Origin of the sequence: Burkholderia sp. AU31624 (assembly GCF_020420065.1) — a bacterium.
Taxonomy (GTDB): Bacteria; Pseudomonadota; Gammaproteobacteria; order Burkholderiales; family Burkholderiaceae; genus Burkholderia.
The window spans coordinates 159,851-186,758 of the sequence record NZ_JAIZRT010000005.1; the positions used below are offsets into that span (position 1 = coordinate 159,851).

Annotated in this window: 25 protein-coding genes; 9 read left to right on the top strand and 16 right to left on the bottom strand. The window is 67.8% G+C overall.

All coding sequences use genetic code 11. The features are described from left to right. The first annotated feature begins 35 nt into the window (after nucleotides 1-35). The 4 genes from LGM89_RS19765 (at nucleotide 36) to LGM89_RS19780 (ending at nucleotide 4,628) form a co-directional block, all read left to right on the top strand. Nucleotides 36-869 carry a zinc-dependent peptidase gene (locus LGM89_RS19765; protein WP_226273713.1) on the top strand — a complete coding sequence of 278 codons (834 nt, stop codon included), beginning with the start codon at nucleotides 36-38 and terminating at the stop codon, nucleotides 867-869. A 157-nt stretch (nucleotides 870-1,026) separates the two neighbouring features. Then, nucleotides 1,027-1,287 (top strand): type B 50S ribosomal protein L31, encoded by a 261-nt coding sequence (locus tag LGM89_RS19770; RefSeq protein WP_006753671.1) that lies wholly within the window; start codon nucleotides 1,027-1,029, stop codon nucleotides 1,285-1,287. A 144-nt stretch (nucleotides 1,288-1,431) separates the two neighbouring features. Further along, nucleotides 1,432-3,264 (top strand): ArnT family glycosyltransferase, encoded by a 1,833-nt coding sequence (locus LGM89_RS19775; protein ID WP_089425568.1) that lies wholly within the window; start codon nucleotides 1,432-1,434, stop codon nucleotides 3,262-3,264. Between the two features lie 2 nt (nucleotides 3,265-3,266). Further along, nucleotides 3,267-4,628 carry an MATE family efflux transporter gene (locus LGM89_RS19780; RefSeq protein ID WP_226273714.1) on the top strand — a complete coding sequence of 454 codons (1,362 nt, stop codon included), beginning with the start codon at nucleotides 3,267-3,269 and terminating at the stop codon, nucleotides 4,626-4,628. A gap of 11 nt (nucleotides 4,629-4,639) precedes the next feature. Here the strand turns inward: LGM89_RS19780 and lipA are convergent, their stop codons facing one another. The 6 genes from lipA to LGM89_RS19810 form a co-directional block, all read right to left on the bottom strand. Continuing rightward, entirely contained in the window at nucleotides 4,640-5,605 is a 966-nt protein-coding gene (lipA, locus tag LGM89_RS19785; RefSeq protein ID WP_226273715.1) for a lipoyl synthase, read from the bottom strand. A 2-nt stretch (nucleotides 5,606-5,607) separates the two neighbouring features. Next, the gene (locus tag LGM89_RS19790; protein ID WP_226273716.1) at nucleotides 5,608-6,723 is read right to left on the bottom strand and encodes an acetoin dehydrogenase dihydrolipoyllysine-residue acetyltransferase subunit; all 1,116 of its coding nucleotides are present in this window, start codon (nucleotides 6,721-6,723) and stop codon (nucleotides 5,608-5,610) included. Between the two features lie 4 nt (nucleotides 6,724-6,727). Further along, nucleotides 6,728-7,732 carry an alpha-ketoacid dehydrogenase subunit beta gene (locus LGM89_RS19795; RefSeq protein WP_089440244.1) on the bottom strand — a complete coding sequence of 335 codons (1,005 nt, stop codon included), beginning with the start codon at nucleotides 7,730-7,732 and terminating at the stop codon, nucleotides 6,728-6,730. A gap of 54 nt (nucleotides 7,733-7,786) precedes the next feature. After that, nucleotides 7,787-8,770, bottom strand: a complete 984-nt coding sequence (locus tag LGM89_RS19800) for a thiamine pyrophosphate-dependent dehydrogenase E1 component subunit alpha (protein ID WP_089440245.1) — start codon at nucleotides 8,768-8,770, stop codon at nucleotides 7,787-7,789. 77 nt (nucleotides 8,771-8,847) lie between these two features. Further along, on the bottom strand, nucleotides 8,848-9,624 hold the full coding sequence (locus LGM89_RS19805; protein WP_089456336.1) for an SDR family NAD(P)-dependent oxidoreductase: 777 nt from the start codon (nucleotides 9,622-9,624) through the stop codon (nucleotides 8,848-8,850). Between the two features lie 58 nt (nucleotides 9,625-9,682). Then, nucleotides 9,683-10,741 carry an ATP-NAD kinase family protein gene (locus tag LGM89_RS19810; RefSeq protein WP_226207704.1) on the bottom strand — a complete coding sequence of 353 codons (1,059 nt, stop codon included), beginning with the start codon at nucleotides 10,739-10,741 and terminating at the stop codon, nucleotides 9,683-9,685. A 529-nt stretch (nucleotides 10,742-11,270) separates the two neighbouring features. Between LGM89_RS19810 and LGM89_RS19815 the strand changes: the two genes are divergently transcribed. Beyond that, entirely contained in the window at nucleotides 11,271-13,187 is a 1,917-nt protein-coding gene (locus LGM89_RS19815) for a sigma-54-dependent Fis family transcriptional regulator (protein WP_226273717.1), read from the top strand. A 19-nt stretch (nucleotides 13,188-13,206) separates the two neighbouring features. Here LGM89_RS19815 and LGM89_RS19820 read toward each other — a convergent pair whose 3' ends face one another. Further along, on the bottom strand, nucleotides 13,207-13,641 hold the full coding sequence (locus tag LGM89_RS19820; protein ID WP_089495000.1) for a carboxymuconolactone decarboxylase family protein: 435 nt from the start codon (nucleotides 13,639-13,641) through the stop codon (nucleotides 13,207-13,209). After that, the gene (locus tag LGM89_RS19825) at nucleotides 13,625-14,092 is read right to left on the bottom strand and encodes a MerR family transcriptional regulator (protein WP_226273718.1); all 468 of its coding nucleotides are present in this window, start codon (nucleotides 14,090-14,092) and stop codon (nucleotides 13,625-13,627) included. The genes LGM89_RS19820 and LGM89_RS19825 overlap by 17 nt, the downstream gene beginning before the upstream one ends. A gap of 275 nt (nucleotides 14,093-14,367) precedes the next feature. Between LGM89_RS19825 and LGM89_RS19830 the strand changes: the two genes are divergently transcribed. Together LGM89_RS19830 and LGM89_RS19835 are read left to right on the top strand one after the other, a co-directional pair. Next, the gene (locus tag LGM89_RS19830) at nucleotides 14,368-14,979 is read left to right on the top strand and encodes a ComEA family DNA-binding protein (RefSeq protein WP_089495002.1); all 612 of its coding nucleotides are present in this window, start codon (nucleotides 14,368-14,370) and stop codon (nucleotides 14,977-14,979) included. Between the two features lie 88 nt (nucleotides 14,980-15,067). After that, entirely contained in the window at nucleotides 15,068-15,505 is a 438-nt protein-coding gene (locus tag LGM89_RS19835) for a YidB family protein (RefSeq protein ID WP_069248127.1), read from the top strand. A gap of 103 nt (nucleotides 15,506-15,608) precedes the next feature. Here LGM89_RS19835 and clpB read toward each other — a convergent pair whose 3' ends face one another. Together clpB and LGM89_RS19845 are read right to left on the bottom strand one after the other, a co-directional pair. Further along, nucleotides 15,609-18,206, bottom strand: coding sequence for an ATP-dependent chaperone ClpB (clpB, locus tag LGM89_RS19840; RefSeq protein ID WP_226273719.1), 2,598 nt, complete (start codon nucleotides 18,204-18,206; stop codon nucleotides 15,609-15,611). 157 nt (nucleotides 18,207-18,363) lie between these two features. Next, a complete protein-coding gene (locus LGM89_RS19845) occupies nucleotides 18,364-18,879 on the bottom strand; it encodes an Rrf2 family transcriptional regulator (protein WP_089495003.1) in 516 nt (171 codons plus the stop codon). A gap of 249 nt (nucleotides 18,880-19,128) precedes the next feature. On the opposite strand from LGM89_RS19845, the gene LGM89_RS19850 reads away from it, so the two are divergent. After that, on the top strand, nucleotides 19,129-19,689 hold the full coding sequence (locus tag LGM89_RS19850) for a group III truncated hemoglobin (RefSeq protein ID WP_226207710.1): 561 nt from the start codon (nucleotides 19,129-19,131) through the stop codon (nucleotides 19,687-19,689). Nucleotides 19,690-19,755: 66 nt separating this feature from the next. On the opposite strand, the gene LGM89_RS19855 is transcribed toward LGM89_RS19850, so the two are convergent. From LGM89_RS19855 to LGM89_RS19880, 6 genes are all read right to left on the bottom strand, one after another. Then, entirely contained in the window at nucleotides 19,756-20,232 is a 477-nt protein-coding gene (locus LGM89_RS19855) for a molybdenum cofactor biosynthesis protein MoaE (RefSeq protein ID WP_043188206.1), read from the bottom strand. Nucleotides 20,233-20,242: 10 nt separating this feature from the next. Beyond that, entirely contained in the window at nucleotides 20,243-20,500 is a 258-nt protein-coding gene (gene moaD / locus LGM89_RS19860) for a molybdopterin converting factor subunit 1 (protein ID WP_089425581.1), read from the bottom strand. Between the two features lie 19 nt (nucleotides 20,501-20,519). Next, complete coding sequence (gene glp / locus LGM89_RS19865) at nucleotides 20,520-21,767, bottom strand: gephyrin-like molybdotransferase Glp (protein ID WP_089495005.1); 1,248 nt, start codon at nucleotides 21,765-21,767, stop codon at nucleotides 20,520-20,522. Nucleotides 21,768-22,009: 242 nt separating this feature from the next. Next, complete coding sequence (gene thrC / locus LGM89_RS19870) at nucleotides 22,010-23,461, bottom strand: threonine synthase (protein WP_226273720.1); 1,452 nt, start codon at nucleotides 23,459-23,461, stop codon at nucleotides 22,010-22,012. A gap of 12 nt (nucleotides 23,462-23,473) precedes the next feature. Next, nucleotides 23,474-24,802, bottom strand: a complete 1,329-nt coding sequence (locus LGM89_RS19875; RefSeq protein WP_226273721.1) for a homoserine dehydrogenase — start codon at nucleotides 24,800-24,802, stop codon at nucleotides 23,474-23,476. 52 nt (nucleotides 24,803-24,854) lie between these two features. Then, entirely contained in the window at nucleotides 24,855-26,093 is a 1,239-nt protein-coding gene (locus tag LGM89_RS19880; protein ID WP_089425584.1) for a pyridoxal phosphate-dependent aminotransferase, read from the bottom strand. 316 nt (nucleotides 26,094-26,409) lie between these two features. Between LGM89_RS19880 and LGM89_RS19885 the strand changes: the two genes are divergently transcribed. Further along, nucleotides 26,410-26,784: an Mth938-like domain-containing protein gene (locus LGM89_RS19885; RefSeq protein ID WP_041492864.1), complete on the top strand. Its 375-nt coding sequence runs from the start codon at nucleotides 26,410-26,412 to the stop codon at nucleotides 26,782-26,784. Nucleotides 26,785-26,908 lie beyond the last annotated feature (124 nt).

The window sequence follows — 26,908 nt, forward strand, 5'->3', positions numbered from 1 at the left end:
AAAAGACAGGCTTTGGATTTCCGCGAGCCGCCTTCATGCTCTCGAAACTGACCCGCTGGTTCGACGACCGCCGCCGCGACCGCGCGCTGCGCAGCCACCCGATTCCCGACGCGCTGTGGCAGGACACCGTCGAGCGCCTGCCGTTCCTCGCGGCACTGCCTCCCGACGCGCTCGGCCGGCTGCGCGAACTGACGAGCCTGTTCGTCGCGAAGAAATCGTTCTCGACCGCGCACGGGCTCGAGTTGACCGACGCGATGATCGTCGCGATCGCCGCGCAGGCCTGCCTGCCCGTGCTGAATCTCGATCTGTCCCTGTACGACGGCTGGGTCGGCGTCGTCGTGTATCCGGGCGAATTCGTGATCCGCAAGACGGTGCAGGACGAGGACGGGGTCGTGCACGAAGTCGAGCAGGATGCGAGCGGCGAGGCCTGGGAAGGCGGCCCCGTGATCCTGTCCTGGGAAGACGCGCAGATGACGGACGGCCACGACGCGTACAACGTCGTGATCCACGAGTTCGCGCACAAGATTGACATGGTCAACGGCGCGGCCGATGGCTATCCGCCCCTATTTCGCCGCTGGCACGCGCCGCACCTCGATGCGCAGGCGTGGGCCGACGTGTTCGAGCACGCGTACGACCAGTTCTGCGCGCGCGTCGACGCGGTGCCGGACCGTGCGTGGGCGCGCTTCGAGCGGGAGTCGCTGATCGATCCCTATGCCGCAGACCACCCGTCGGAATTCTTCGCGGTATGCAGTGAAGCGCTGTTCGTCCGGCCGAAAGCGTTCGAGTCCGAATTTCCGGAGTTGTACCGGCTGCTCGCGCGTTACTACCGGCAGGATCCGGCCGGTACCGGCGCGCTCGACGCACCGTGAAAATTATTCGTCAACCATCTGATTTTCTGGCATAATCGTCGTTTTTCGACCTTAGGCAAGTGGCTCGCGCCGGGCTTGGCGTCGTCTGGTTGGCGCAATGTGCGCGTTCCGGCACGGCAAGCGGCGGGTTGGCTACCGCTCTCACCAAGGAAAGACCATGAAAGAAGGCATCCACCCGAACTACCGCGAAGTCGTCTTCCAAGACATGTCGAACGGCTTCAAGTTCATCACGCGCTCGACGATCCAGACGCGCGAAAACATCGAACTCGACGGCAAGACCTACCCGCTCGCCAAGATCGAAGTGTCGTCGGAATCGCACTCGTTCTACACGGGTCAGCAAAAGATCATGGACACGGCAGGCCGTGTCGAGAAGTTCAAGAACAAGTTCGGCGTTCGCGCCAGCGGCAAGGCGAAGTAAGCTTCGCACTGCATCCGGTGGTTGCATTGCACCGGTACCGCACAAAAGGGCAGCCCAGGCTGCCCTTTTTTGTCTCTGCTCGCCCGGCAGGCGCCAGCCGGCGCACGGGCATCGACCTGACGCGCAACAGCGGGCGCGTCTACAATGCCGGATGCTCGAAACCGGCTCGACCGCGCGCATCCGCGCCGGCCACCCGCCCATAACAAATCGCTCATCTGCATGAAGCCTGTCGTCCGTCTCACCGCCTCCGCCACGCGCGCGCTGCCGCGCTGGCTGCTGCTCACGCTCTGCTTCGTCTACGCCGCGTTCGGCCTGTTCGGCCGCGACCCGTGGAAGAACGAGGACGCGGCAGGCTTTGGCGTGATGTGGACGATGGCCAAGGGCGGCTGGCACGACTGGCTGCTGCCGAACCTGGTCGGCAAGTTCATCACGACCGACGGCCCGCTCGGCTACTGGCTCGGCGCGCTGTCGATCCGCGGCCTCGGCCCGTGGGTCGACGCGAGCAACGCGTCGCGCGTCGATACCGGCGTGCTGTTTTGCGTCGCGTGCGCATTCGTCTGGTATGCCGCCTACCTGCTCGGCCGGCGTGCCGAGGTCCAGCCGTTCAAGTACGCATTCGGCGGCGAGCCCGAGCCGCGCGACTACGGCCGCACGCTCGCCGACGGCGCGCTGCTGGTGCTCGTCGCCTGCTTCGGTCTCGCGGAGCGCGGGCACGAAACGACGCCGCAGCTTGCGCAGTTCGCGTGGATCGCGATGCTCGTCTACGGGATCGTGCGCGGCATCGACAAGCCGATGCAGGGCGCGCTGTGGTGGGGCCTCGCGATGGGCCTCGTCGCGCTGTCCGGCAATCCGGTGCTGGTGGTCGCGCTGCTCGCCGGCACGGCCGTGCTGTGGCTCGTCACGCCCGAGATGCGCAACCTGCGCCTGCCGCTGGTCGGCGTGCCGCTCGCGGCCGCGATCTTCGCGCTGTGGCCGCTGGCCGCGTTCGTCGCGGCGCCCGACGATGCCGCATGGTTCTTCAACCAGTGGATTCACGGCAGCCTGATGCGCTTTTCGGGCCCGCCGACCGCGGTGCTCGGCTATGCGGCGAAGAACCTGCCGCTGTTCACCTGGCCCGCGTGGCCGCTCGCGATCTGGGCATGGTGGAGCTGGGCCGGTATGCGCCGCCGTGCGCACGTCGCGATTCCGCTGTCGGTCGCGGTGCCGCTCGTCGCGCTCGTGATCCTGCAGAGCCAGCAGTCGAACCGCATGTACATGCTGCTGCTGCCGCCGCTCGCGGTGCTCGCGACGTTCGCGCTGCCGACCCTCAAGCGCGGCGCAATCAACGCGATCGACTGGTTCGCGGTGCTGAGCTTCACGATCCTCGGCACCTTCGTGTGGCTCGTGTGGCTCGCCTCGATCACGGGCTTCCCGCATCCGCTCGCGCGCAACCTCGCCCGCCTCGTGCCCGGCTACGAGCCGCACTTCAAGATCCTGTCGTTCATCTGCGCGGTGATCGCCACCGTATGCTGGTGCTTCCTGGTGCGCTGGCGCATCTCGCGGCAGCCGAAAGTGCTGTGGCGCAGCGTCGTGCTGTCGGGTGCGGGCACCACGCTGATGTGGGTGCTGCTGATGACGCTGTGGCTGCCGATCGTCAACTACGGCCGGACCTATCGCGACGTCGCGCAGCAGATCGCGGTGCACCTGCCGTCCGACTACGAGTGCATCTCGCCGGTGCGGCTCGGTGACGCGCAGATCGCGACCTTCGCGTATTTCGGCAACATGCGCTTCGATTTCTCCGGCGACTGCGACGTGATCCTGCGCCAGGACCGCTCGGATTTCGGCGAGCCGAGCTCGATGTCGCAATACGTGTGGCGTCTCGTGTGGGAAGGCCGCCGCGCCGCCGACCGTGACGAGCGGTTCCGCCTGTACGAGCGCATCGAACGGCCGAAGACGCCCGTCAAGCGGCGCCCGCCGCGCCGCCAGCCGGCCGATTGACGATGTTCGGCGACATCCGCCGGATCGTCGGTCTCGCGTGGCCGGTGCTTGTCGGCCAGCTCGCGATCATCGCGTTCGGCGTGATCGACACCGCGATGGTCGGGCGCTACTCGGCCGTCGATCTCGCCGCGCTCGGGCTCGGTTCGTCGATCTACATTTCGATCTATATCGGCCTGACGGGCATCCTGTCCGCACTGCAGCCGATCACCGGGCAGCTGTACGGCGCGCGCCGCTATGCCGAGATCGGCGAGGAAGTGCGCCAGGCGCTGTGGCTCGCGCTGCTGCTCGCGGTGCCCGGCTTTCTCCTGCTGCATTTTCCCGAACCGCTGCTGCGCGTCGCGCACACGCCCGCCGCGCTGCACGACCGCACCGTCGACTACCTGCGCATCCTGTCTTACGGGCTGCCCGCCAGCCTCGTCTTTCGCATCTACAACGCGCTGACCAATGCGGCCGGCAAGCCGCGCCTCGCGATGATCCTGCAGATCGGCGCGCTGCTGCTCAAGTTTCCGCTCAACGTGTGGTTCATCTTCGGCGGGTTCGGCGTGCCGGCGCTCGGCGGCCCCGGCTGCGGGCTCGCCAGCACGCTGATCAACTGGGCGCTCGCGCTGATCGGCTACACGCTGCTCGCGAAGCTCGACGTATTCGCGCCGCTCGCGATCTTCTCGCGCTTCTGCTGGCCGGTCTGGGCGCGCCAGAAGGCGATCCTGAAACTCGGCGTGCCGATGGGCCTGTCGTACCTGATCGAGGTCACGTCGTACACGTGCATGGCGCTGTTCATCGCGCAGTTCGGCACGACGACACTCGCCGGCCACCAGATCGCCGGCAACATCGGCGCGGTGCTGTACATGACGCCGCTGTCGATCGGCGTGGCGGCGTCGACGCTCGTCGCGCGCGCGCTCGGCGCCGGACGGGCCGAGGAAGCCCGCCTGCTCGGCCGGCACAGCGTGATCTTCGCGTGCGGCATTGCCGCGACCTACGGCCTGCTCGTGTTCGTGCTGCGCCCGCTGATCATCGGCGGCTATACGCCGAACCCGGCCGTCGCCGCGGCCGCGATGCCGCTCGTCGCGATCGTCGCGTGCTACCACGTGTTCGATGCGCTGCAGGTCACGTCGGCGTTCGTGCTGCGCGCCTACAAGGTCGCGGTCGTGCCGACCGTGATCTATGCGGTCGCGCTGTGGGGCGTCGGGCTCAGCGGCGGCTATGCGCTCGGTTTCGACGTGGGCGGCATCGCGCCCGCGTGGCTGACCGGCGCGCGCGGCTTCTGGTTCGCGAACACGATCAGCCTGATGCTCGCGGGCGCCGGGCTCGTGCTGTACCTGCGGCGCGTCAGTCGTGCGCATGCCGCCGCTTCCACGTCCGCCTGACGCGCCGCCCGTTACGTCTCCTCCAGCACGTCGGCCGCGTGATACGACGACCGCACCAGCGGGCCGGCGACGACTTCCCTGAAACCGAGCAACAGCGCCTCGTCGCGCCACGCGGCGAATGCGTCCGGGCTCACGTAGCGCCGCACGGGCAGATGGTGCGCGGACGGCGCGAGATACTGGCCGAGCGTCAGCACGTCGACGTCATGCGCACGCAGGTCGCGCAGCGTGTCGCGCACTTCGTCGTCGCACTCGCCAAGGCCGAGCATCAACCCCGATTTCGTCACCAGCTCAGGCCGTGCCTGCTTCGCCTGCTCAAGCAGTTCGAGCGAGCCGCGATAGTCGGCGCCCGGCCGCGCCGCGCGATACAGCGACGGCACCGTCTCGATGTTGTGGTTGAACACGTCGGGCCAGGCCGTCGACAGCGCATCGAGCGCGCGGGCCACGCGACCGCGGAAGTCCGGTGTCAGCACTTCGACGCCGATGCCCGGCACGCTCGCGCGCACCGCCGCGATGCAGGCGGCGAAATGCGCGGCGCCGCCGTCGCGCAGATCGTCGCGATCGACCGACGTGATCACGACGTAGCGCAGCCCGAGCGCCGCGGCCGCGTCGGCCAGCCGCGCGGGCTCGTCGGCGTCGAGCGGCTCGGGACGGCCGTGCGCGACGTCGCAGAACGGGCAGCGCCGCGTGCACAGGCCGCCCATGATCATGAAGGTCGCCGTGCGCTGCGCGAAGCATTCGCCGATGTTCGGGCACATCGCCTCCTCGCATACGGAATGCAGCCGATGGTCGCGCAGCACGGCCGCCATGTCGGCGACCGCCGCGCTCATCATCGGCCGCGCGCGCAGCCACGGCGGCTTCGGCAACGCCGCACCGGCCGCGGGCTCGACGCGCACCGGAATGCGCGCGAGCTTGTCACGGCTTCTCGCGCCCGGCTGGCCGAGCGCCGTGAGGCTGGGTCGTTCGAGCGCGGCGGCCATCGTCAGTCTCCGAGAAACGCGACGATCAGGCGGTTCACGTCGGCGGCCGCCTCCATCTGCACCATGTGCCCGCTGCCGGCGAGCACCTCGGCACGCACGCCGTCAGGCAAGCCCCGCGCGTGCTGCGCCGGGATCACCTGGTCGTGCTCGCCCCAGATCACGAGCGTGCGCGGCGCAAGCGTCGCGAGCCGGTCGCGGAACACGCGCCGCTGCGCGGCGCCGTCGAACGCGGCATGCGCGATCTTCTCCAGCGCGGCCTGCACGCCTTCGAGCCGCTTGTACTTGACGAGATCCTCGACGAGCTGCCGCGTGACCAGCGCGTTGTCCGCGAACAGCGCGCCAAGGTGCGGCTTCAACGTATTGCGGCTGTTGCCGGCGACGAAGCCGTCGATGTAAGCGCGGTTGATGTCGGTGCCGAGCCCCGCGCTCGCGATCAGCGTCAACGACGCGACCCGTTGCGGCGCGCGCTCGGCCGCCGCCATCGCCACCGCGCCGCCCATCGAATGGCCGATCAGGTGGGCCTGGTCGATGCCCTTCGCATCGAGCAGCGCGAGCACCGCGTCGGCCAGCTCATCGAGGCTGCCCGTCTCGACCGCCTTGCCCGACTCGCCGTGACCGGGCAGGTCGAGCGCCCACACCGGCCGGTGCGCGGCGAGATCCGCGTGATTGAACAGCCAGTTGTTGAGATCGCCGCCGAAGCCGTGGATCAGCACGGCGGGTGTGCCGCTGCCTTCGCCGAGCTTCAGGAAACGCACCGTCCGGCCGCCGATCTGCGCCTTCTCGGGCTGCGGGCCCGCGACTTCGTTGGACGCCGCGCTCGGCACGAAATCGCGCTGGAATTCGGCGATCGCCGCGTCGATGTCGGCATCGCTCGCGTCGGCGGCCGCGACAACGCCGAGCAGCGCGCCGACCGGCAGCGTCTCGCCTTCCTGCGCGACCTGCCGGCGCAGCGTGCCGTCGAACGCGCATTCGACGCCCGACGAGATCTTGTCGGTCTCGACGTCGAGCACTTCGTCGCCCTTCGTCACGCGTTCGCCGAGCGCCTTCAGCCAGCCGTTGACCTGCCCCTGCTCCATCGACAGCCCCCACTTGGGCATCGTGATCATGTGAATCGACATCGTGTCAGCTCCTCGTTTTCAGGACCGCCTGCGCAATCGCATCGGCGGACGGGATATACAGGTCTTCCAGCACGCTCGCGAACGGCGCGGGCGTATGCGGCGCGGTCACGAGCTCGATCGGCGCCTTCAGCGCATGGAACGCACGCTGCGCGACGAGTGCGGCAATATCGGTCGCGATCGAGCAGCGCGGATTCGCTTCGTCGACGACCACCACGCGCCCGGTGCGCTCCGCGCTTTCGAGGATCGTGTCCTCGTCGAGCGGCGACGTCGTGCGCAGGTCGATCACGTCGACCTGGATCCCGTCCTTCGCGAGTTTCGCGGCCGCGTCCATCGCGAGATGCACCATCCGGCCGTACGTGACGATCGTCGCGTCGTCGCCGTCGCGCATCACGTTCGCTTCGCCGAACGGAATCGCATAGGACTCCTCCGGCACGTCGCCTTCACGGGTATAGAGCAGCTTGTGTTCGAGGAAGATCACGGGATCGTTGTCGCGGATCGCCTGGATCAGCAGCCCCTTCGCGTCGTACGGCGTCGACGGGCACACGACCTTCAGCCCCGGAATGTGCGTGAACAGCGACGTCAGCATCTGCGAATGCTGCGCGGCTGCGCGCAAGCCGGCACCGTACATCGCGCGGATCACGACCGGCGTCACGGCCTTGCCGCCGAACATGTAGCGGAACTTGGCGGCCTGGTTGAAGATCTGGTCGAAGCACACGCCCATGAAATCGATGAACATCAGCTCCGCGACGGGCCGCATCCCGCACGCGGCGGCGCCGACCGCCGCGCCGATGTAGCCGCCCTCCGACAGCGGCGTATCGAGCACGCGGCCCGGAAACTTGTGGAACAGCCCCTTCGTCACGCCGAGCACGCCGCCCCACGCGTCGTCCTCGCCCGGCGCGCCCGCGCCGCCCGCATTGTCCTCGCCCATCACGATCACGCTGTCGTCGCGCGCCATTTCCTGCGCGAGCGCCTCGTTGATCGCCTGCGAATAAGTGATTTTCCTTGCCATGTCTGTCTCCTGGAATGTTCGGTTCGCCGTGTCGGCCGTGGTATCAGGCCGCGCTCACGGGTACGACACGTAGACGTCGGTCAGCAGGTCGGCGGCGTCGGGTACCGGCGCGGCCTTGGCCTGCGCGACCGCATCGTCGATCAGCGCCTTCACCTGGGCATCGACCGCGCGCAGGTCGGCGGTCGTCAGTGCTTCGGCCCGCACGACGCGCGTTTCGAAATGCTTCAGGCAGTCCTTCTCGTCGCGCAGCTTCTGCACTTCGCCGGGTGCGCGATAGGTTTGCGCATCGCCTTCGAAGTGGCCGAAATAGCGCGTGAACTTCACCTCGACGAGCGTCGGGCCGCCGCCGTTGCGCGCGCGCTCGACGGCTTCGCCGAGCGCTTCATGTACCGCGAAGAAGTCGAAGCCGTCGACGATCACGCCCGGCATCCCGAACCCGTTCGCGCGATCGGCGATGTTGTCGGTCGCGACCGACCAGCTCGACGACGTCGCTTCCGCATAGCCGTTGTTCTCGGCCACGAAGATTGCGGGCAGCCGCCACACCGACGCGAGGTTCATCGATTCGAAGATCACGCCCTGGTTCGATGCGCCGTCGCCGAAGAAGCACACGCCGACGCCGCCGGTCTTCCTGTGCTTCGCCGCGAGCGCGGCGCCGCAGACGAGCGGGCCGCCCGCGCCGACGATCCCGTTCGCGCCGAGCATCCCCATCGACAGGTCGGCGATGTGCATCGAACCGCCCTTGCCGTGGCAGACGCCCGTCTTCTTGCCGTAGATCTCGGCCATCATCCCGTGTACGTCGACGCCCTTCGCGATGCAATGGCCGTGACCGCGGTGCGTGGTCGCGACGTAGTCGTCGAGGCCGAGGTGCAGTATCGTGCCGACCGCGGACGCCTCCTCGCCCGCATAGAGGTGAACGAAGCCGGGGATCTCGCCGGTCGCGAATTCGACGTGCAGGCGCTCCTCGAATTCGCGGATCGTGCGCATCAGCCGGTAGGCGTCCAGCAGCTTGTCCCTGCTGAGCTGTGTCGAAGCGGTCATGTGTGTCTCCTGAGTAGGTCTGACTGCGAATGCCGCCGCGGCCGGGCCGCGGCGACGGATTGCACGGCCGGCGGCCGTCAGTGGAACGTGAAGCCGCCGTCGACGTTCACGGCCTGGCCCGTCACGTTGTCCATCGTCGCGAAGAACAGCGCGAGCCGGCCCATGTCCTCCGGCGTCTGCGCACGGCCCTGCGGAATCAGCGTCAACTGGTGCCGCTGCCACGATTCCTCGACCGATTCACCGTCGGTCTTCCATTCGTCGGACAGCCGGTCCCACATGTACGTCCGCACGATGCCGGGGCAGATCGCGTTGACGGTCACGCCGTCGCGCGCGACCTCCTTCGCGAGCGCGTTCGTGAAGCCGACGACCGCGAATTTCGATGCGCTGTAATGCGCGAGATTCGGAAAGCCCTCCTTGCCGGCGATCGACGCGACGTTGATGATCCGGCCGCGGCCCTGCGCCTTCAGCGGCGCCAGCGCCGCCCGGCAGCCGAGGAACGTGCCCTTCGCGTTCACGTCCATCACGAAATCCCAGTCGCGCTCGGTCAGTTCGCCGACCGGATGAATGCTGATCACGCCCGCGCAGTTCACGAGGATGTCGAGCCGGCCGAGGTCGGCGAGCGCCTGCGCAACCATCGCGTCGACCTGCGCGGCCTGCGTGACGTCGACCTTCGCCACCGCCGCCCGGCGGCCGAGCGCGCGTACTTCGCGCGCGGTGGCGTCGAGTGCGTCGTCGAGCAGGTCGGCCAGCAGGATGTCGGCACCCGCGCCGGCAAGCGTCAGGGCAATGCCGCGGCCGATGCCGCGCGCGCCGCCCGTGACGATGGCGACCTGTCCTTCGAGTGGGGCTGTCATGGCGATGTCTCCTTGATGATCGTTATGGATGTCGAAATGTCACTCGGTAAAACATTGCTCAATAGCGCCACTCGCCGGCATCGCGCAGCAGCTGGCGTGACGACGCGTAGCGCAGCGTGCGGCCGACGTCGACCGTCAACGGCCCGCGCCAGTCGAGCGAGATCTCGTAGCGATCGCCGCGCGCGACCTCGATCTCGCGCTCGCCGTCGAACGCGAGCGTGCCGTGCTCGAACGGAATCGTCTGCCATGCACCCGGCTCGAGCCGCTCGCAGCTGCGCATCACGACGCGATCCACGCGGCCCGGTGCAATCGGCGCGACGAGCGGCGTGCCGGCGGTCTTGCCTTCGGCCGCGAAGCGCATCGCGAGCCCGTGCGGCGCGCTGCGCTCGAGCGGCGCCCACGCGCCGCCGAGCGCGGACAGGCCGATCCCGTCCGGTTCCGCGAATGTCAGGTAGAGCGAATCGATGTCGTCGGACCCCGAGATCGCGCGGGCGCCGATGAAGCGCTGCCGCGCGGCGCACACGTCGACGAGTGCGATCTCCTCGCGCCCCGGCTGCGCGCCTGCCACGCAGCGCACGACGAGCCGCTTGTTGCGCGTGAACGCGACTTCGGCCGGCACGGCGCCGGTCGCGGCGAGTCCTGCCGCGACGCCGGCGACGGTGGCTTCGCGATGTTCGGGAAATGCGTTGTTGGTGCCGGTGGACAGCGCGACGAGCGGCGTCGCGCCGCAGTGCGCGGCAACCGCACGATGGGTGCCGTCGCCGCCGAGCACGACGATCAGCGCGACTTCCATCCGGTGCAGGTACGCGGCGCCGGCCTGGGTATCGGCGACGGTGTCGGTGATCGGCAGGTCGACGAATTCGACCTCGGGCCAGCGCTCGTGCGGCGCGACCGCACGGTGCGTGTCGATCGCACGCAGCAGCAGCGTCGCGATGCCGGTCCGGTCGCGCAGCGTCAGCACGCGTTCGACGCCCATCGCGCCGAGGCCGGCCAGCAGGCGCACGATCATGTTCGCCTTCTCCGCCGTCGGAAACACGGAGGCATGCGTCGTGAGGCGGCGGATGTCGCGCCCCGATGCGGGGTTCGCGATCACGCCGACGGTAACGGGCGTCGTCACGGGTTCGTCTCCATCCAGTTGGCCGGCCGCGGCGCGTGGGCGTGCCGCGGCTCTGCCTGTCTCGTCCGCTGCCATCGCCGGGCGGCGGATCGTCGTCGACGCGACCGCGCCGACTTGCCCGTGATCTCTGCAAGCGGCGTGCCACCCTACGTGCGATGAACGTGAAACCCTTGTGAATGCTGACGCGACTGGGATGCCCGTGATCCGGAATCGCTGCTGGAAGGACGGCGCGCGCGGCCATTCGGCCCGCTCGTCTCACGGCGTCGATACGACGAAACGGTCACCGCGACGCCGGTGCAAGCGCACCGCCCTGCCCGCAAACCCCGCCATGTCGCGGCGCCGCGCAGGCCGCGTCATGCCGGACGATCTCCGCCTGTCGCACACCAACGCGTCTCAACGACACGAGACAGCCCGCGATACCGTGAGACGAACGTCTCAGGCTCGCCGCGTGCTGCGATGCAATGTGATCCGTCGAACGGGATGTGCTACAAGAACATCGCATCCCCGCCGTACGGAACCGGAGCCGACCATGCCCTACGCCGTCCCCCAGGCCCAGCACGCCGACCGCGTGCTCGGCGCGCTCGCCGGACGCCTGCCCGCGCCGGCCGACTCCACGCGCCTCGTGTCGTCGTGGCAGCGGTCGCTGGAGCGTTACAGTCTCGACCCCGCTTCGTCGATCGGCCCGCGCGTGCTGACCGCGGCCGAGCTGCGCGAAGTACGCGACAAGGAGGAGGCCTTCCTGCGCGCGTCGGGCCAGTGCCTGACGCGGCTGCACGACATGATTCGCGTCGCCGACTACTGCGTGATGCTGACCGACGCGCACGGCGTGACGATCGACTACCGGATCGACCGCGAGCGCCGCAATGACTTCCGCCACGCGGGGCTGCACATCGGCTCGTGCTGGTCGGAAAGCGAGGAAGGCACCTGCGGCGTCGCGAACGTGCTGACCGATCTCGCGCCGATCACCGTGCACAAGACCGATCACTTTCGCGCGGCGTTCACGACGCTCACCTGCAGCGCGGCGCCGATCTTCTCGCCGGGCGGCGAGCTGATCGGCGTGCTCGACGCGTCGGCCGTTCATTCGCCCGACGGCCGCGACAGCCAGCGTCTCGTCTATCAGCTCGTGCGGCAGAGCGCGGCGCTGATCGAGGACGGCTACTTCGTGCACAGCACCACGCAGCACTGGATCCTGTTCGGGCATCCAAATCGTCACTACGTCGAAGCGCAACCCGAGTGGCTGATCGCGTTCGACGAATGCGGCAACATCGTCGCCGCCAACCGGCAGGCGCGCGACGCGCTGCCGGCGCTGCGCGAACCGCGCCATATCGACGAGATCTTCGATGCGACCGAGATGCCGCTGCGCGATGCCGCGCGGCTCGATGCGATCGTCGCGCTGCGGCTGCGCGCGACCGGCGCGCCGCTCTATGCGCGGCTGCGCGCGCCGCTACGGCGCACCGGCCGCGAGCCCGGCACGGCCTCGCGCCGCCCGGGAAGCGCGCAACGCCACGTCGGCGCACTGACGCCGTTTCTGCACAGCAGCGACGCGCATATCGCGCAGCAGGCCGAACTCGCGCTGCGTGTCGCAAGCAAGCGGCTGCCGATTCTCGTGCTCGGCGAAACCGGTGCGGGGAAGGAAGTATTCGCGCGCGCGATCCACGATGCCGGCGCGCGGCGTACGCGACCGTTCGTCGCGGTCAACTGCGGCGCGCTGCCGGAAGCGCTGATCGAGAGCGAACTGTTCGGCTATGCGGCCGGCGCGTTCACCGGCGCACGCAAGCATGGCGCACGCGGCAAGATCGCGCTCGCCGACGGCGGCACGCTGTTCCTCGATGAAATCGGCGACATGCCGCTCGCGCTGCAGACGCGCCTGTTGCGCGTGCTCGCCGACGGCGAAGTCGTGCCGCTCGGTAGCGATACGCCCGTCCGCGTCGATCTCGACGTGATTTGCGCGACGCACCGCGATCTCGCGCGGATGGTGGCCGAGGGCACGTTCCGCGAGGACCTGTACTACCGGCTGAGCGGCGCGACGTTCGAACTGCCGCCGCTGCGCGAGCGTGCCGACGTGCGCGACGTGATCGCCGCCGTATTCGCCGAGGAAGCGCAGGCCACCGGCCACGTGCTGACGCTCGATGCGACGCTCGCCGAACAGCTCGCCGCGTATCCGTGGCCCGGCAACGCGCGGCAATTGCGCAACGTGCTGCGCTATGCGTGCGCGGTGTGCGACGCCGCGCGCGTGACGCGGCGAGATCTGCCGGCCGAGATCGCCACGCAACTCGGCGGCGTCGTGCCCGGCGCGCTGCCCGACGACGAACGCGGCCGCATCGTCGCGGCGCTCACCGCGCATCGCTGGCGGCCCGACGCGGCCGCGCAGGCGCTCGGCATCTCGCGCGCGACGCTGTACCGGCGCATCGCGAAGCACCGGATCGTCGCGCCGCACCGCGCGTGACGCGCCGGCGCGCGCTTCGTCATGCGGGCTGCCCGGCCGCTTCGTTCGCGCCTGCCGCGTTGCCGGCCGCCTCATCGCGCCGCGTGAACACTTCATGCGCGGCGAACAGCGCGTTGAGCGCGGCCGGCATCCCCGCGTACACGGCCATCTGCATGAACACCTCGACGATCTCGTCGCGCGTGCAGCCGACGTTCAGCGCGGCCTCGATATGCACCTTCAGCTGCGGTTGCGCATTGCCGAGCGCGGCCAGCGCCGCGATCGTCGCGATCTCGCGCGCTTTCAGGTCGAGTTGCGGCCGGCTGTAGATGTCGCCGAAGCTGAATTCGACCAGGAGCCGCCCGAAGTCCGGCGCGATCGGCGCGAGCGCCGCGATCACGCGCTCGCCCACTTCGCCGTCGATTTCCTTCAGTTTGTTCCAGCCACGCGTGTAGCGGTCTTCAACGAGTCGTTCCATTGTGTCCGTCCTGTTCCGATAGAGAGTGAGAAAGTCTTGCCCGTCGTGCCATCTCCCGCTCCTGTGCCTCATAGTTCACGATCTTGTCGCTGATCACATCGAGGCTCGCCTGCAGCTCCGCGATATGCGCGCGCACTGCCTCGTAATGTGCGATGAGCAGGCTGCGCCGCGCCCCGAAGGTCGACTCGCCTTGCGCGCGCAGCGCCGCGAACGCCTGCATTTGCGCGATCGGCATGCCGGTCGCCTTCAGGCGCATCACGAAGGCCAGCCAGTCAAGGTCGGCCGGTGCATAGAGCCGGTGCCCGGCCGCCGTGCGCGAAATCGCGCGCAGCAGGCCGGCCTGCTCGTAGTACCGCAGCGTATGCGTCGACAGGCCGGTCATTTCGGCGACCTGGCCGATCGTCAGCGGGCCGGCGGGGGCAGAGGAAGGTCGGGTTACGATTTTCGACATGGCAGGAACAAGGTTAGGAGTTAGAGTTCACTCTAAGTCAAGCCCTGTCGAACAGCCAGTGCAACGTCCATCGGCGACACCGTAAAGAATGGTCAAAACCGCCGCCCGGCGCAGGTTTCGGTCTTTACAGCGCCGCAAGCCTTCAGCAAGATTCGGTCAGCCTGTCTTAAAAAGGGCACGCATTTGTCCTATGCTTAACGGCGACGCCCGGCCGGGCGTCACGCCGCCGTCCGTTGCAACAGCCATTCATCCGTCAGAACCAGGGAGCCTTTGCCATGCTGAAAAAGCTGCTGATGCTGTTCGTCGCGCTATCGCTGTCGCTCGCCGCAGGCCTTGCCGCGGCCGTCGAAGTCAATACGGCTGACCAGGCCGCGCTCGAATCCGTGAAGGGTCTCGGACCCGTGAAGTCGAAGGCGATCATCGACGAACGCACCAAGAACGGCCCGTTCAAGGACGCGGACGATCTCGCGAATCGCGTCAAGGGCCTCGGCACGAAGTCGGTCGGGCATCTCGAGGAAAACGGCCTGACGATCGGCGGCGCGTCGACGCCGCCGAAGGGCGTGAAGCTGTCGAAGCCGGCCGCGACGACATCGACCACCACGTCGGCCACGACGTCGGCAGGCACGGCGTCGACGTCCACGACCGCGACGGCCGGCACGACGGCCACCGCGCCGGCACCGGCCGCAAGCGCGCCGGATACGGCGGCGAAGCCGGCCAAGACCAAGCGCCTGACGAAGAAGGAAAAAGCGGCCGCGGCAGCGGCGGCATCCGCCGATGCGGGTGCGAGCGCACCGGCCGCCGCGTCGTCGACAAAAGCGACGAAGGGTTCGAAGAAGAAAGGCAAGAAGGACAAGGCAGCCTCCGCCGCCGCGGCGTCGGGCGCCTGATGTGCGCCGCGCGCGCGACGGCGTGCGCGCGGCATTCGTTCAACGGGCGCCCACGGCGTGGCGCCCTTATCGGTAAAGGTGAAGAACCATGGGTCTCCTCGACATCGTTGGCGGTCTGCTCGGCGGCCAGGCCGGCGGCAACTCGCAAAGCGCGCTGATCACGACCGCGCTCGAATTCATCAACAACCAGCCGGGCGGCCTGAATGGCCTGATCGAGAAGTTCAAGGCCGGCGGCGCCGGCGACATCATCGGCTCGTGGGTCGGCACCGGCCAGAACCAGCCGATCTCGCCGGACACACTGCAGAACGTGCTCGGCTCGGACGCGATCGGTGCGCTCGCGAGCAAGTTCGGTGTCGATCCGTCGATGGCGTCGACCGTCCTCGCGCAGGTGCTGCCGCACGTCGTCAACCACGCGACGCCGGACGGTGCAGTGCCGGCCGACGGCCAGGCACAGGTCGACCCGTCGAACGTGCTCGGCTCGCTGTCGCAGATCGCCGGCATGTTCGGCGGCAACAAGCAGGGCTGACGCGCTGCGTCGTTGCGACGCGCCATAAGCAAACACCCCGCCGAGGCGGGGTGTTTGTTTTTGCGCGCCCGGCGCGAACCGGGCGGCGGCCGAAGGCCTGCGATCAGTGCACGACGCGGTCGAACACGAACTGGCCGTCGTTGACGTCGACCGGAATCACGTCCTTCGGACCGAAGCGGCCCGCGAGGATCAGCTTCGCGACCGGGTTCTCGATCTCCTGCTGGATCGCGCGCTTCAGCGGCCGCGCACCGAACACCGGATCGTAGCCGACCTTCGCGATCTGTTCGAGCGCCGCCGGCGACACGTCGAGCGCCATGTCGAGCTTCGCGAGCCGGTCATGCAGGCGTGCGAGCTGGATCTTCGCGATCGACTCGATGTTGCTGCGGTCGAGCGCATGGAACACGACGACGTCGTCGATCCGGTTCAGGAACTCGGGGCGGAAATGCTGCTTCACCTCGAGCCACACGGCGTCCTTGATCTCTTCCTGCGGCGCACCCGTCATCGCCTGGATGACCTGCGAGCCGAGGTTCGACGTCATCACGATCACCGTGTTCTTGAAGTCGACCGTGCGCCCCTGCCCGTCCGTCATGCGGCCGTCGTCGAGCACCTGCAGCAGCACGTTGAACACGTCCGGATGCGCCTTCTCGATCTCGTCGAGCAGGATCACGCTGTACGGCTTGCGGCGCACGGCTTCCGTCAGGTAGCCGCCTTCCTCGTAGCCGACATAGCCCGGCGGCGCGCCGATCAGCCGCGCGACGCTGTGCTTCTCCATGAACTCGCTCATGTCGATGCGGATCAGGTGCTCTTCCGAATCGAACAGGAACGACGCCAGCGCCTTGCACAGCTCGGTCTTGCCGACACCCGTCGGGCCGAGGAACAGGAACGAGCCGTACGGACGGTTCGGATCGGCGAGACCGGCGCGCGAACGGCGGATCGCGTCGGCCACCGCGCTGATCGCCTCGTGCTGGCCGACCACGCGCTCATGCAGCTTTTCCTCGATGTGCAGCAGCTTCTCGCGTTCGCCCTGCATCATCCGCGACACCGGGATCCCGGTCGAACGCGACACGACTTCCGCGATTTCCTCGGCGCCGACCTGCGTGCGCAGCAGGCGCGGCCGCGTCGGGTTGTGCTGCTCCTGCTCTTCGGCCTGCGTGACCTGCTTCAGTTGCGCCTCGAGCTGCGGCAGCTTGCCGTACTGCAGCTCGGCAACCTTTTCCAGCTTGCCGTCACGCTGCAGCCGCGCGATGTCCGCCCGCACCTTCTCGATCTCTTCCTTCAGCTGCGCGCTGCCCTGCACCGCGGCCTTCTCGGCGGTCCAGATTTCCTCGAGGTCCGCATATTCGCGGCCGAGACGCTCGATCTCTTCCTCGATCAGCTGCAGGCGCTTCTGCGACGCTTCGTCCTGCTCCTTCTTCACGGCTTCGCGCTCGATCTTCAGCTGGATCAGGCGACGATCGAGCTTGTCCATCTCTTCGGGCTTCGAATCGATTTCCATCTTGATCTTCGAAGCGGCTTCGTCGATCAGGTCGATGGCCTTGTCCGGCAGGAAGCGGTCGGTGATGTAGCGATGCGACAGCTCGGCCGCGGCGACGATCGCCGGGTCGGTGATGTCCACACCGTGGTGCAGTTCGTACTTCTCCTGCAGCCCGCGCAGGATCGCGATCGTCGCCTCGACGCTCGGCTCGTCGACGAGCACCTTCTGGAAGCGGCGCTCGAGCGCGGCATCCTTCTCGATGTACTTGCGGTATTCGTCGAGCGTGGTCGCGCCGATGCAGTGCAGCTCGCCGCGCGACAGCGCCGGCTTCAGCATGTTGCCCGCATCCATCGCGCCTTCGGCCTTACCCGCGCCGACCATCGTGTGGATTTCGTCGATGAAGACGATCGTCTGGCCTTCGTCCTTCGCGATGTCGTTGAGCACCGCCTTCAGGCGCTCCTCGAATTCGCCGCGATACTTCGCGCCGGCGAGCAGTGCGGCCATGTCGAGCGACAGCACGCGCTTGCCCTTCAGCGTCTCGGGCACTTCGCCGTTGACGATCCGCTGCGCGAGCCCTTCGACGATCGCCGTCTTGCCGACGCCCGGCTCGCCGATCAGCACCGGGTTGTTCTTGGTGCGGCGCTGCAGGATCTGGATCGAACGGCGGATTTCGTCGTCGCGGCCGATCACCGGATCGAGCTTGCCCGCACGGGCGCGCTCGGTCAGGTCGACCGTGTACTTCTTCAGCGCCTCGCGCTGGCTTTCCGCGTCCTGGCTGTGCACCTGCGAGCCGCCGCGCACCGCGGCGATCGCGGCTTCGAGCGCCTTGCGCGTGAGGCCGTGCTGGCGGGCGAGCTTGCCGGCGTCGCCCTTGTCGTCGGACACGGCGAGCAGGAACATCTCGCTCGCGATGAACGTGTCGTTGAGCTTCTGCGCTTCCTTGTCGGCCTGGTTCAGCAGCCCGGCCAGTTCACGGCCGATCTGGATGTCGCCGCCCGTGCCCGTCACTTGCGGCAGGCGCGAGATGGCCTCGTTCAGCGCGCCTTGCAGCGCCTGAATGTGAACACCCGCGCGCGACATCAGCGAGCGGGCGGAACCGTCCTGCTGCGCGACCAGCGCCGCGAGAACGTGAACGGGTTCGATGTATTGATTGTCGCGGCCTGCCGCGAGGCTTTGCGCGTCCGCGAGTGCTTCCTGGAACTTGGTGGTGAGCTTGTCGATTCTCATTTAGTCGAGACCTCCAATTTTCGATTAACACCAAGATGAGGATGGTTATGCGGCTTTCAAGCGAAATTCGGGTTGATTCAGCGCAAAAATCGATGGATATCCTTGAAGCGGCCCCGGGACGGGCCACGGCCGGATCGAGACGCGCGGCGAGCGCGTATCAGCGCGCCGTCGACGGCGGCTCGACGGACGCCGGTGCGTCTTCCGGCAAAGGCTCGGCATGCAGGCGCACGACCGGGCGGATGCCGAGCAACGCGGCGAGCGGCGAAGCGGGCTCGATCAGTGCGCCGAGCGTGTGACGGTCGAGTTCGGCGAAAAACGCATCGCGCGCGGCCGCCAGTACGCCCTTCAACCGGCAATGCGGCTCGATCACGCAGCCGCGCGATTCGCCATCGGCCGAGAAGCAGCCGACCAGCGCGAAATCGCTCTCGGTCGCACGCACGACCTCGCCGACGGTCAGTTGCAACGATTCGGGGAACAGCCGCAGCCCGCCATTGCGACCGCGGACGGTGTCGACCCACCCCAGCTCGCCGAGCTGCTGCACGACTTTCATCAGATGGTTCTTCGAGATGCCGTAGGCGTCCGAGATCTCCTGGATCGTAGCGAGCCCCTCGCCGCGCACGGCAAGGTACAGCATCACGCGCAGCGAATAGTCGGTGTAGTCGGTGAGTCTCATGGGCGAATACGGAAAAAATCGATCGTACCCCCGATTACGTGAGCCGGGCCGACCGGGATGCGCACGAGGCCGGTTGGCGGCCCTGCACCGCGGCCCCGGGTTGCCGGGATGACGCGCGCGCAATAAGATGCGTGACACTTACACGTTTTTCAGGGGTGTTGGACGCTATTTTGCGTCAAAATTCGGCCGGCGTCCTACTCGATGCCCGCGCCGCCCCTGTCGTTGCCTATTTCTGCCGGCCCTTTTGCCATGACCGTCCTGCCCGCCTCGCCCGATACCGCCCCGGCCCGCCCTCGCGACACCGAGCCGACCGAAGCGAACATCCGCGATCTCGTCTACGCGTTCTACGACCGCGTGCGCGCCGATCCGCTGCTCGGACCCGTGTTCGACGCAAAGCTGGCCGGCCGCTGGGACGACCACCTGCCGAAGATGGTCACGTTCTGGTCGAGCCTCGTGCTCGGCACCAAGGGCTATCGCGGCAACGTGCAGCAGGCGCACCAGCCGCTCGACGGGATCGAGCCGGCCCATTTCAGCCGCTGGCTGTCGCTGTTCCTGAATACCGTCGAGGCGCGCTACGCGCCGCCCGCGGCGATCCGCTTCATGGAGCCGGCGCTGCGGATCGCGCAGAGCCTCCAGTTGAGCCGGTTCGGCTGGGACTACCCGATTCCGCCCGAGCAGCAGGCGCTGCTCGACGCGATCGCGCCACGCCGTCGCGATGCAGGCGACGATCCGCACGCGTTGCCGTCGCGTGCCCGCGGTGAGCCGTTTCCGACGAAGATCATCGGGCGCAGCAGCGATCCGGACGCGTAACGGGCAGCCGGTGCGCGCGAGGCTTGCGCGCATGCGGCATCGCGCCGCATTACCCTGGCGCTACGCTCAGCGCCGCGTATTCCCCGATTCGATGCCCCAGCGCGCGAGCGCGGCATCGTCGGTGCTGCGCGCATCGACCCAGCGCTCGCCATCAGGCGTCGTTTCCTTCTTCCAGAACGGCGCTTCGGTCTTCAGGTAGTCCATCACGAACTCGCACGACGCAAACGCATCGCCGCGGTGCGACGCCACCGTTGCGACCATCACGATCTGGTCGAGCGGCAGGAGCCGGCCGACACGATGCACGATCGCGACGTCGATGCCCGGCCAGCGCCGGCCGGCCTCGGCGGCAATCTTCTCGAGCGCCTTCTCGGTCATCCCCGGATAGTGCTCGAGTTCCATCGCGGCCACCGAATCGCCTTCGTTCAGGTCGCGCACCGTGCCGACGAAGCACGCGACCGCGCCGATCTTCGGGTTACGCGCACGCAATGCCGCGACCTCGGCGTTCAGGTCGAAGTCGTCGGTCTGGATTCGTACCGTTGCCATCGCCCTCGCCTCAACCGCCCGTCACCGGCGGAAAGAACGCGACTTCGCAGCCTTCGGTCAGCCGCGTATCGGGATCGGTCATTTCGTGATTGCACGCCATGCGCAGTGCGCGCCCTTCCGAGAGCGTCTCGGCCCACGCCCCGCCGCGCACGCGCAGCCACGCGCGCACGTCGCCCACCGTCGTGACGCTGTCCGGCACGTCGGCCTGCTCGTCGGCCACGCCCAGTGCCTCGCGCACGCTTGCAAAAAATTTCAGTTGAATCTTCATGGTTCGGGAAGCCGTCGCGTTACGACAGCAGTTCGGAAAACGGAATGAAACGCACGGTCTCGCCGGCGCTGATCGCGTGCTGCGGCGGATTGTCGATCAGGCCATCGCCCCACACCGTCGACGTCAGCACCGCCGAGCTCTGGTTCGGGAACAGGTCGAGGCCGCCGGCCGCGTTGACGCGCGCACGCAGGAATTCGTTGCGCCGGTCGCCCTTGTTTTGCGAAAAGTCGGCGCGCAGCGACAGCGCGCGCGGCGCGACATCGCGCACGCCCGACAGGCGCAGCAGGAACGGCCGCACGAACAGCAGGAACGTGACGAAGCTCGACACCGGGTTGCCGGGCAGTCCGATGAAGTGCGCGTCAGGGCGATCGTCGCCGCGGCGCACCGCACCGTACGCAAGCGGCTTGCCGGGCTTCATCGCGATCTGCCACAGCGCGAGCCGCCCTTCGGCCTCGACGGCCGGCTTCACGTGATCCTCGTCGCCGACCGACACACCGCCGCTCGTCAGGATCACGTCGTGATCGCGTGCAGCCTCGCGCAGCGTGTCGCGCGTCGCGGCGAGCGAATCGGGCACGATCCCGTAGTCGGTCACGTGGCAGCCGAGCCGCTCCAGCAGCCCGCGCAGCGTGAACCGGTTCGAGTTGTAGATCGCGCCCGGCTTCAGCGGCTCGCCCGGCATCGTCAGTTCGTCGCCGGTGAAGAACACCGCGACGCGAATCCGGCGCGCAACCGGCAACTGCGCGCAGCCGACCGATGCGGCCAGGCCGAGCGCCTGCGGCGTGAGCCGCGTGCCGGCGGGCAGGATCACCGAGCCCTGCCGGATATCCGCGCCCTGCGCGGTGATCCATTCGCCGGCCTTCGGCGTGTGCAGGATCTCGACCGCATCGCCGTCGGCCGACGTCTGCTCCTGCATCACGACGGCGTCGGCGCCGGGCGGCACCGTCGCGCCGGTGAAGATCCGCGCGGCCGTGCCGATAGCGAGCGGCGCGGCCGGATGACCGGCCGGAATGCGCTGCGACACCGGCAAGCGCCGCTCGCCATGCAGCAGGTCGGCGACGCGCACCGCATAGCCGTCCATCGCGCTCGTATGCATCGGCGGCACGTCGAGCGGCGAGCTCACGTCGGCCGTCAGCACGCGGCCGAGCGCGTCGAGCGTGGCGACGGTTTCGGCACCGGGCAACGGCTTCGCGGCATCGAGCAGCGCAGCGAGCGCCTCGGCGGTCGACAGCATCGGCGCGCGCGGCGCCGCGGGATTCGGGTTCGACATCGATGGAATCGGGGATCGTTGGATTCAATACGTCATTGTAGCGACGCCGTCGCGCGGGCGCGCGATATGGCCGATATGCGGAAACTGTGATTCGCGCGAGCACGCCGGTCTGACACTTGTTTCGGTGTAGCGCGTCTGTCGCCGCGCGGCACCGCCAAACGAAACGGCCGGAACCCCGATCCGTTCGACGAATCGGCGTTCCGGCCGTCCTGCGCAACCGGGCCCGCAGGCCCGGCCGTGCGTCATGCGCCCGTATGGGCGGCGATGAAGTCCTTCACCTGCTGCGCGTCGGCCTTCACGACCTCGAAACGCTGCGGCAGCGCCTCGAGACCGTCGAATGCGGCCGGCCGCTCGGCTTCGCGATCGAGTGCTTCGCGAATCGTCTCGCCGAACTTGATCGGCTGCGCCGTCTCGAGCACGACCATCGGCACGCCCGCGTCGAGATGCTCGCGCGCGACTTTCACGCCGTCGGCGGTGTGCGTATCGATCATCGTGTCGTAGCGCGAGAACACGTCGCGGATCGTTGCGATGCGGTCCGCGTGGCTGCTGCGGCCCGACACGAAACCGAACTCGGCGACGCGCGAGAAATCGCCGCTCGCCGCGAGATCGAAGCCGCCCTTCTCCTCGACGTCGCGGAACAGCTGCATCACGCGCGCCGGATCGCGGCCGAGCAGGTCGAACACGAAGCGCTCGAAGTTCGACGCCTTCGAGATGTCCATGCTCGGGCTGCTCGTGTGATAGGTGTTCTCGGCGCTGCGCACGCGATACGCGCCCGTGCGGAAGAACTCGTCGAGCACGTCGTTCTCGTTGGTCGCGACCACGAGCTTCGCGATCGGCAACCCCATCATCCGCGCGATGTGGCCGGCGCAGACATTGCCGAAGTTGCCCGACGGCACCGTGAACGACACGCGTTCGTCATTCGACCGGGTGGCCGCGAAGTAACCCTTGAAGTAGTACACGACCTGCGCGACGACGCGTGCCCAGTTGATCGAGTTGACCGTGCCGATCTTCTGCTGCGCCTTGAACGCGTGATCGTTCGACACGGCCTTCACGATGTCCTGGCAATCGTCGAACACACCTTCGACCGCGAGGTTGAAGATGTTCGGATCCTGCAGGCTGAACATCTGGGCCGTCTGGAACGCGCTCATCTTCTTGTGCGGCGACAGCATGAACACGCGCACGCCGGCCTTGCCGCGCATCGCGTATTCTGCCGCGCTGCCCGTGTCGCCGGACGTCGCGCCGAGAATGTTCAGCGACTGCCCGTGCTTCGCGAGCGTGTACTCGAACAGGTTGCCGAGCAACTGCATCGCCATGTCCTTGAACGCGAGCGTCGGGCCGTTCGACAGTTCGAGCAGCGAGAGCGACGCGCCGTTCTCGGTACCGAGCGTCTTCAGCGGCGTGATGTCGGACGCGTTCTCGCCATGGCGCGTGTTGCGGTACACCTCGGCCGTGTATGTGCGGCGCGTGATCGCGCGCAGGTCGTCGGCCGGCACGTCGTCGCAGAACTTCGACAGGATCTCGAACGCGAGATCCGCGTACGACAGCGTGCGCCAGCGTGCGAGCTCGTCGGCGGACACCGTCGGATACTCGGCCGGCAGGTAGAGCCCGCCGTCCTTCGCGAGACCGCCGAGCAGGATGTCGGAGAACGTGTGGCGCTCGCCGATGCCGGCACCGCGCGTGGAGATGTAGTTCATGTCGTCCTCAGCTCAGTTCAGCGCTTCCATGCGCAGCTTCGTCACCTTCGAGACCACCGTCGCGAGGCTCTCGATCTGCGCGATCGCCGCATTCACATTCTTCTCGACCGTGACGTGCGTGATCAGGATGATGTCGGTTTCGCCGTTCGCACCGTCGACCCGCTCGGACTCCTTCTGCAACAGTGCGTCGATCGAGATGCCCGATTCGGCGAGGATGCGCGTGATCGCGGCCAGCACGCCGGTCTGGTCGGCGACGCGCAGGCGCAGGTAGTAGCCGCTCGTCACTTCCTCGATCGGCAAGATCGGCGTGTTCGACAGGCTGTCGGGCTGGAACGCGAGGTGCGGCACGCGATGCTCGGGATCCGCCGTGTGCAGGCGCGTGACGTCGACGAGATCCGCGACCACGGCCGATGCGGTCGGCTCCGCGCCCGCGCCCTTGCCGTAGTACAGCGTCGTGCCGACCGCGTCGCCGTGCACGACGACCGCGTTCATCGCGCCTTCGACGTTCGCGAGCAGGCGCTTCTCCGGGATCAGCGTCGGGTGCACGCGCAGCTCGATGCCGTTTTCGGCGCGGCGCGTGATGCCGAGCAGCTTGATCCGGTAGCCGAGTTCTTCCGCGTAGCGGATGTCGGTCGCGTCGAGCTTGCTGATGCCCTCGACGTACGCTCGCTCGAACTGCACCGGCACGCCGAACGCGATCGCGCTCATGATCGTCGCCTTGTGCGCGGCGTCGACGCCTTCGATGTCGAAGGTCGGATCGGCTTCCGCGTAGCCGAGCTCCTGCGCGGCCTTCAGCGCGGTCGCGAAGTCGAGCCCGCGATCGCGCATTTCCGACAGGATGTAGTTGGTCGTGCCGTTGATGATGCCCGCGATGTACTGGATGCGGTTCGCGGTCAGGCCTTCGCGCAGCGCCTTGATGATCGGGATGCCGCCGGCGACGGCCGCCTCGAACGCGACCATCACGCCCTTCGCGCGCGCGGCCTCGAAGATCTCGGTGCCGTGCACCGCGAGCAGCGCCTTGTTGGCCGTCACGACGTGCTTGCCGTTCGCGATCGCGCGCAGCACGAGCTCGCGCGCGATGCCCGTGCCGCCGATCATCTCGGCGATGATCGCGATCGACGGATCATCGACGACCGAATTGAAATCGTCGGTGATCTGCGCGGCGCCGGCGTCGCCGCCGAGCGCGGCCAGCGCCTTCGCCGGGTTGCGCACGGCAATGCGCGTCACCTCGATGCCGCGCCCCGCGCGTCGCTTGATTTCTTCCTGGTTGCGGCCCAGCACCGTGAAGGTGCCGCTGCCCACCGTGCCGAAGCCCAACAGGCCAACTTTGATCGGTTCCATGCTGCGTGTGATCGAATGAGTAAGTAGTAGTGAGTCCGTGTGGCCGCGCCGCTCAGGCCGAATGGCGCTTGCGGTAGCCGTCGAGGAAGCGAGCGATCCGGTTGATCGAATCGGTCAGGTCGTCGAGGTTCGGCAGGAAGACCACGCGGAAGTGATCCGGCGTCGTCCAGTTGAAGCCCGTGCCCTGTACGAGCAATACGCGCTCCTCGAGCAGCAGGTCGAGAATGAACTGCTGGTCGTTCTGGATCGGATAAAGCTTCGGGTCGAGGCGCGGGAACATGTACAGCGCGGCCTGCGGCTTCACGCAGGTCACGCCCGGGATCGACGTGAGCATGTCGTACGCGAGCTCGCGCTGCTTGTACAGGCGCCCGCTCGGCACGATCAGCTCGTTGATGCTCTGGTAGCCGCCGAGCGCCGTCTGGATCGCGAACTGGCCGGGGACGTTCGCGCACAGGCGCATCGACGACAGGATGCCGAGCCCCTCGAGATAATCCTTCGCGTGCCGGCGGTTGTCGCCGCCGAGGCCCGACACGGCCATCCAGCCCGCGCGATAGCCGCACGAGCGATAGCTCTTCGACAGGCTGTTGAACGTGACGGTGATCACGTCCTCCGACAGCGAACCCAGCGCCGTGTGCTCGAGGCCGTCGTAGACGATCTTGTCGTACACCTCGTCGGCGAACACGATCAGCCCGTGCTGGCGCGCGATCTCGAGCAGCTCGAGCAGCAATTCGTCCGAATAAAGCGCGCCCGTCGGGTTGTTCGGGTTGATCACGACGAGCGCCTTCGTGTTCGGCGTGATCTTGCGGCGGATGTCGTCGAGATCGGGCATCCACGCGTTCTGCTCGTCGCAGACGTAATGCACCGGCGTGCCGCCCGACAGGCTGACCGCCGCCGTCCACAGCGGATAGTCGGGCGCGGGCAGCAGCACTTCGTCGCCGTCGTTCAGCAGCGCCTGGGTCGCCATCACGATCAGCTCGGACGCGCCGTTGCCGATGTAGATGTCGTCGAGGCCGACGCCCACGACGCCCTTTTCCTGCGTGTAGTGCATCACGGCCTTGCGCGCCGAGAACACGCCCTTCGAATCCGAATAGCCGGACGACGTCGGCAGGTTGCGGATCATGTCCTGGATGATCTCGTCCGGCGCGTCGAAACCGAACGGCGCGAGGTTGCCGATGTTCAGCTTGATGATGCGGTGGCCTTCTTCCTCGAGGCGCTTCGCGTGCTCGAGCACCGGGCCACGGATGTCGTAGCAGACGTTGAGCAGCTTGTTCGACTTCTGAATCGGTTTCACGACGACACGGTTCCTGGGTTGGCCTTGCGGCCGGGGGACGGGATCAAAACTGGAAAGCGGCCGGTCTGTGCGCGCTGTCTAGACTGGGGAAAAAGCGGGCGGTCGGGCGCGGCTTGTGGCGACGCGCGACGCAAGTGGCGCCCGGGGGCGACCAAAAAGTTATAATTTAGCGGATTTTGGCTGACTTTCGCAATGCACCATAGCCGCGCCGGGCCCGCGCCGTCAGGCGTCCCGCGTGCTCGGGCAAGCGAAACCGGCCATCCGGGCCCGTGTGGCCCTGCGATACATTCCCCCTACGGAACCGCGGAATACCGATTTGAAACTGCACCAGGACGCGAGCGGCGCGCTCAACACCGTCACCGGCTACGGCCCCGATTATGTCGACGTCAACCTCGAACGCCATGAAACGAGCGTCATCGTGCTGCCCGGCGCGCCGGTCCAGGCATGGCCCGTGTCGTCGTTCGACGCGCTCGCGCCCGAGCATTTCGCGATGCTGCTCGACCCGACACCCGAACTCGTGATTTTCGGCAGCGGCGCGCGGCTGCGCTTCCCGCACCCGCGGCTCGTCGCGGCGCTCACGGCGAAGCGGATCGGCGTCGAGACGATGGATTTCCAGGCTGCCTGCCGCACCTACAACATCCTGATGGCCGAGGGCCGCAAAGTCGCCGCCGCGCTCTTAATTGAACGTTAATCCCGGATGCGGTAAAACTCGGGCCGGCGCAGCGGGTCGATCCCCCGGATCGGCCCGGCCAGGCCGCCCGCCCCCGGCGCAACCCGCCGGCGGCCCGTCACAACAACCAACAGGCTGAAAATCC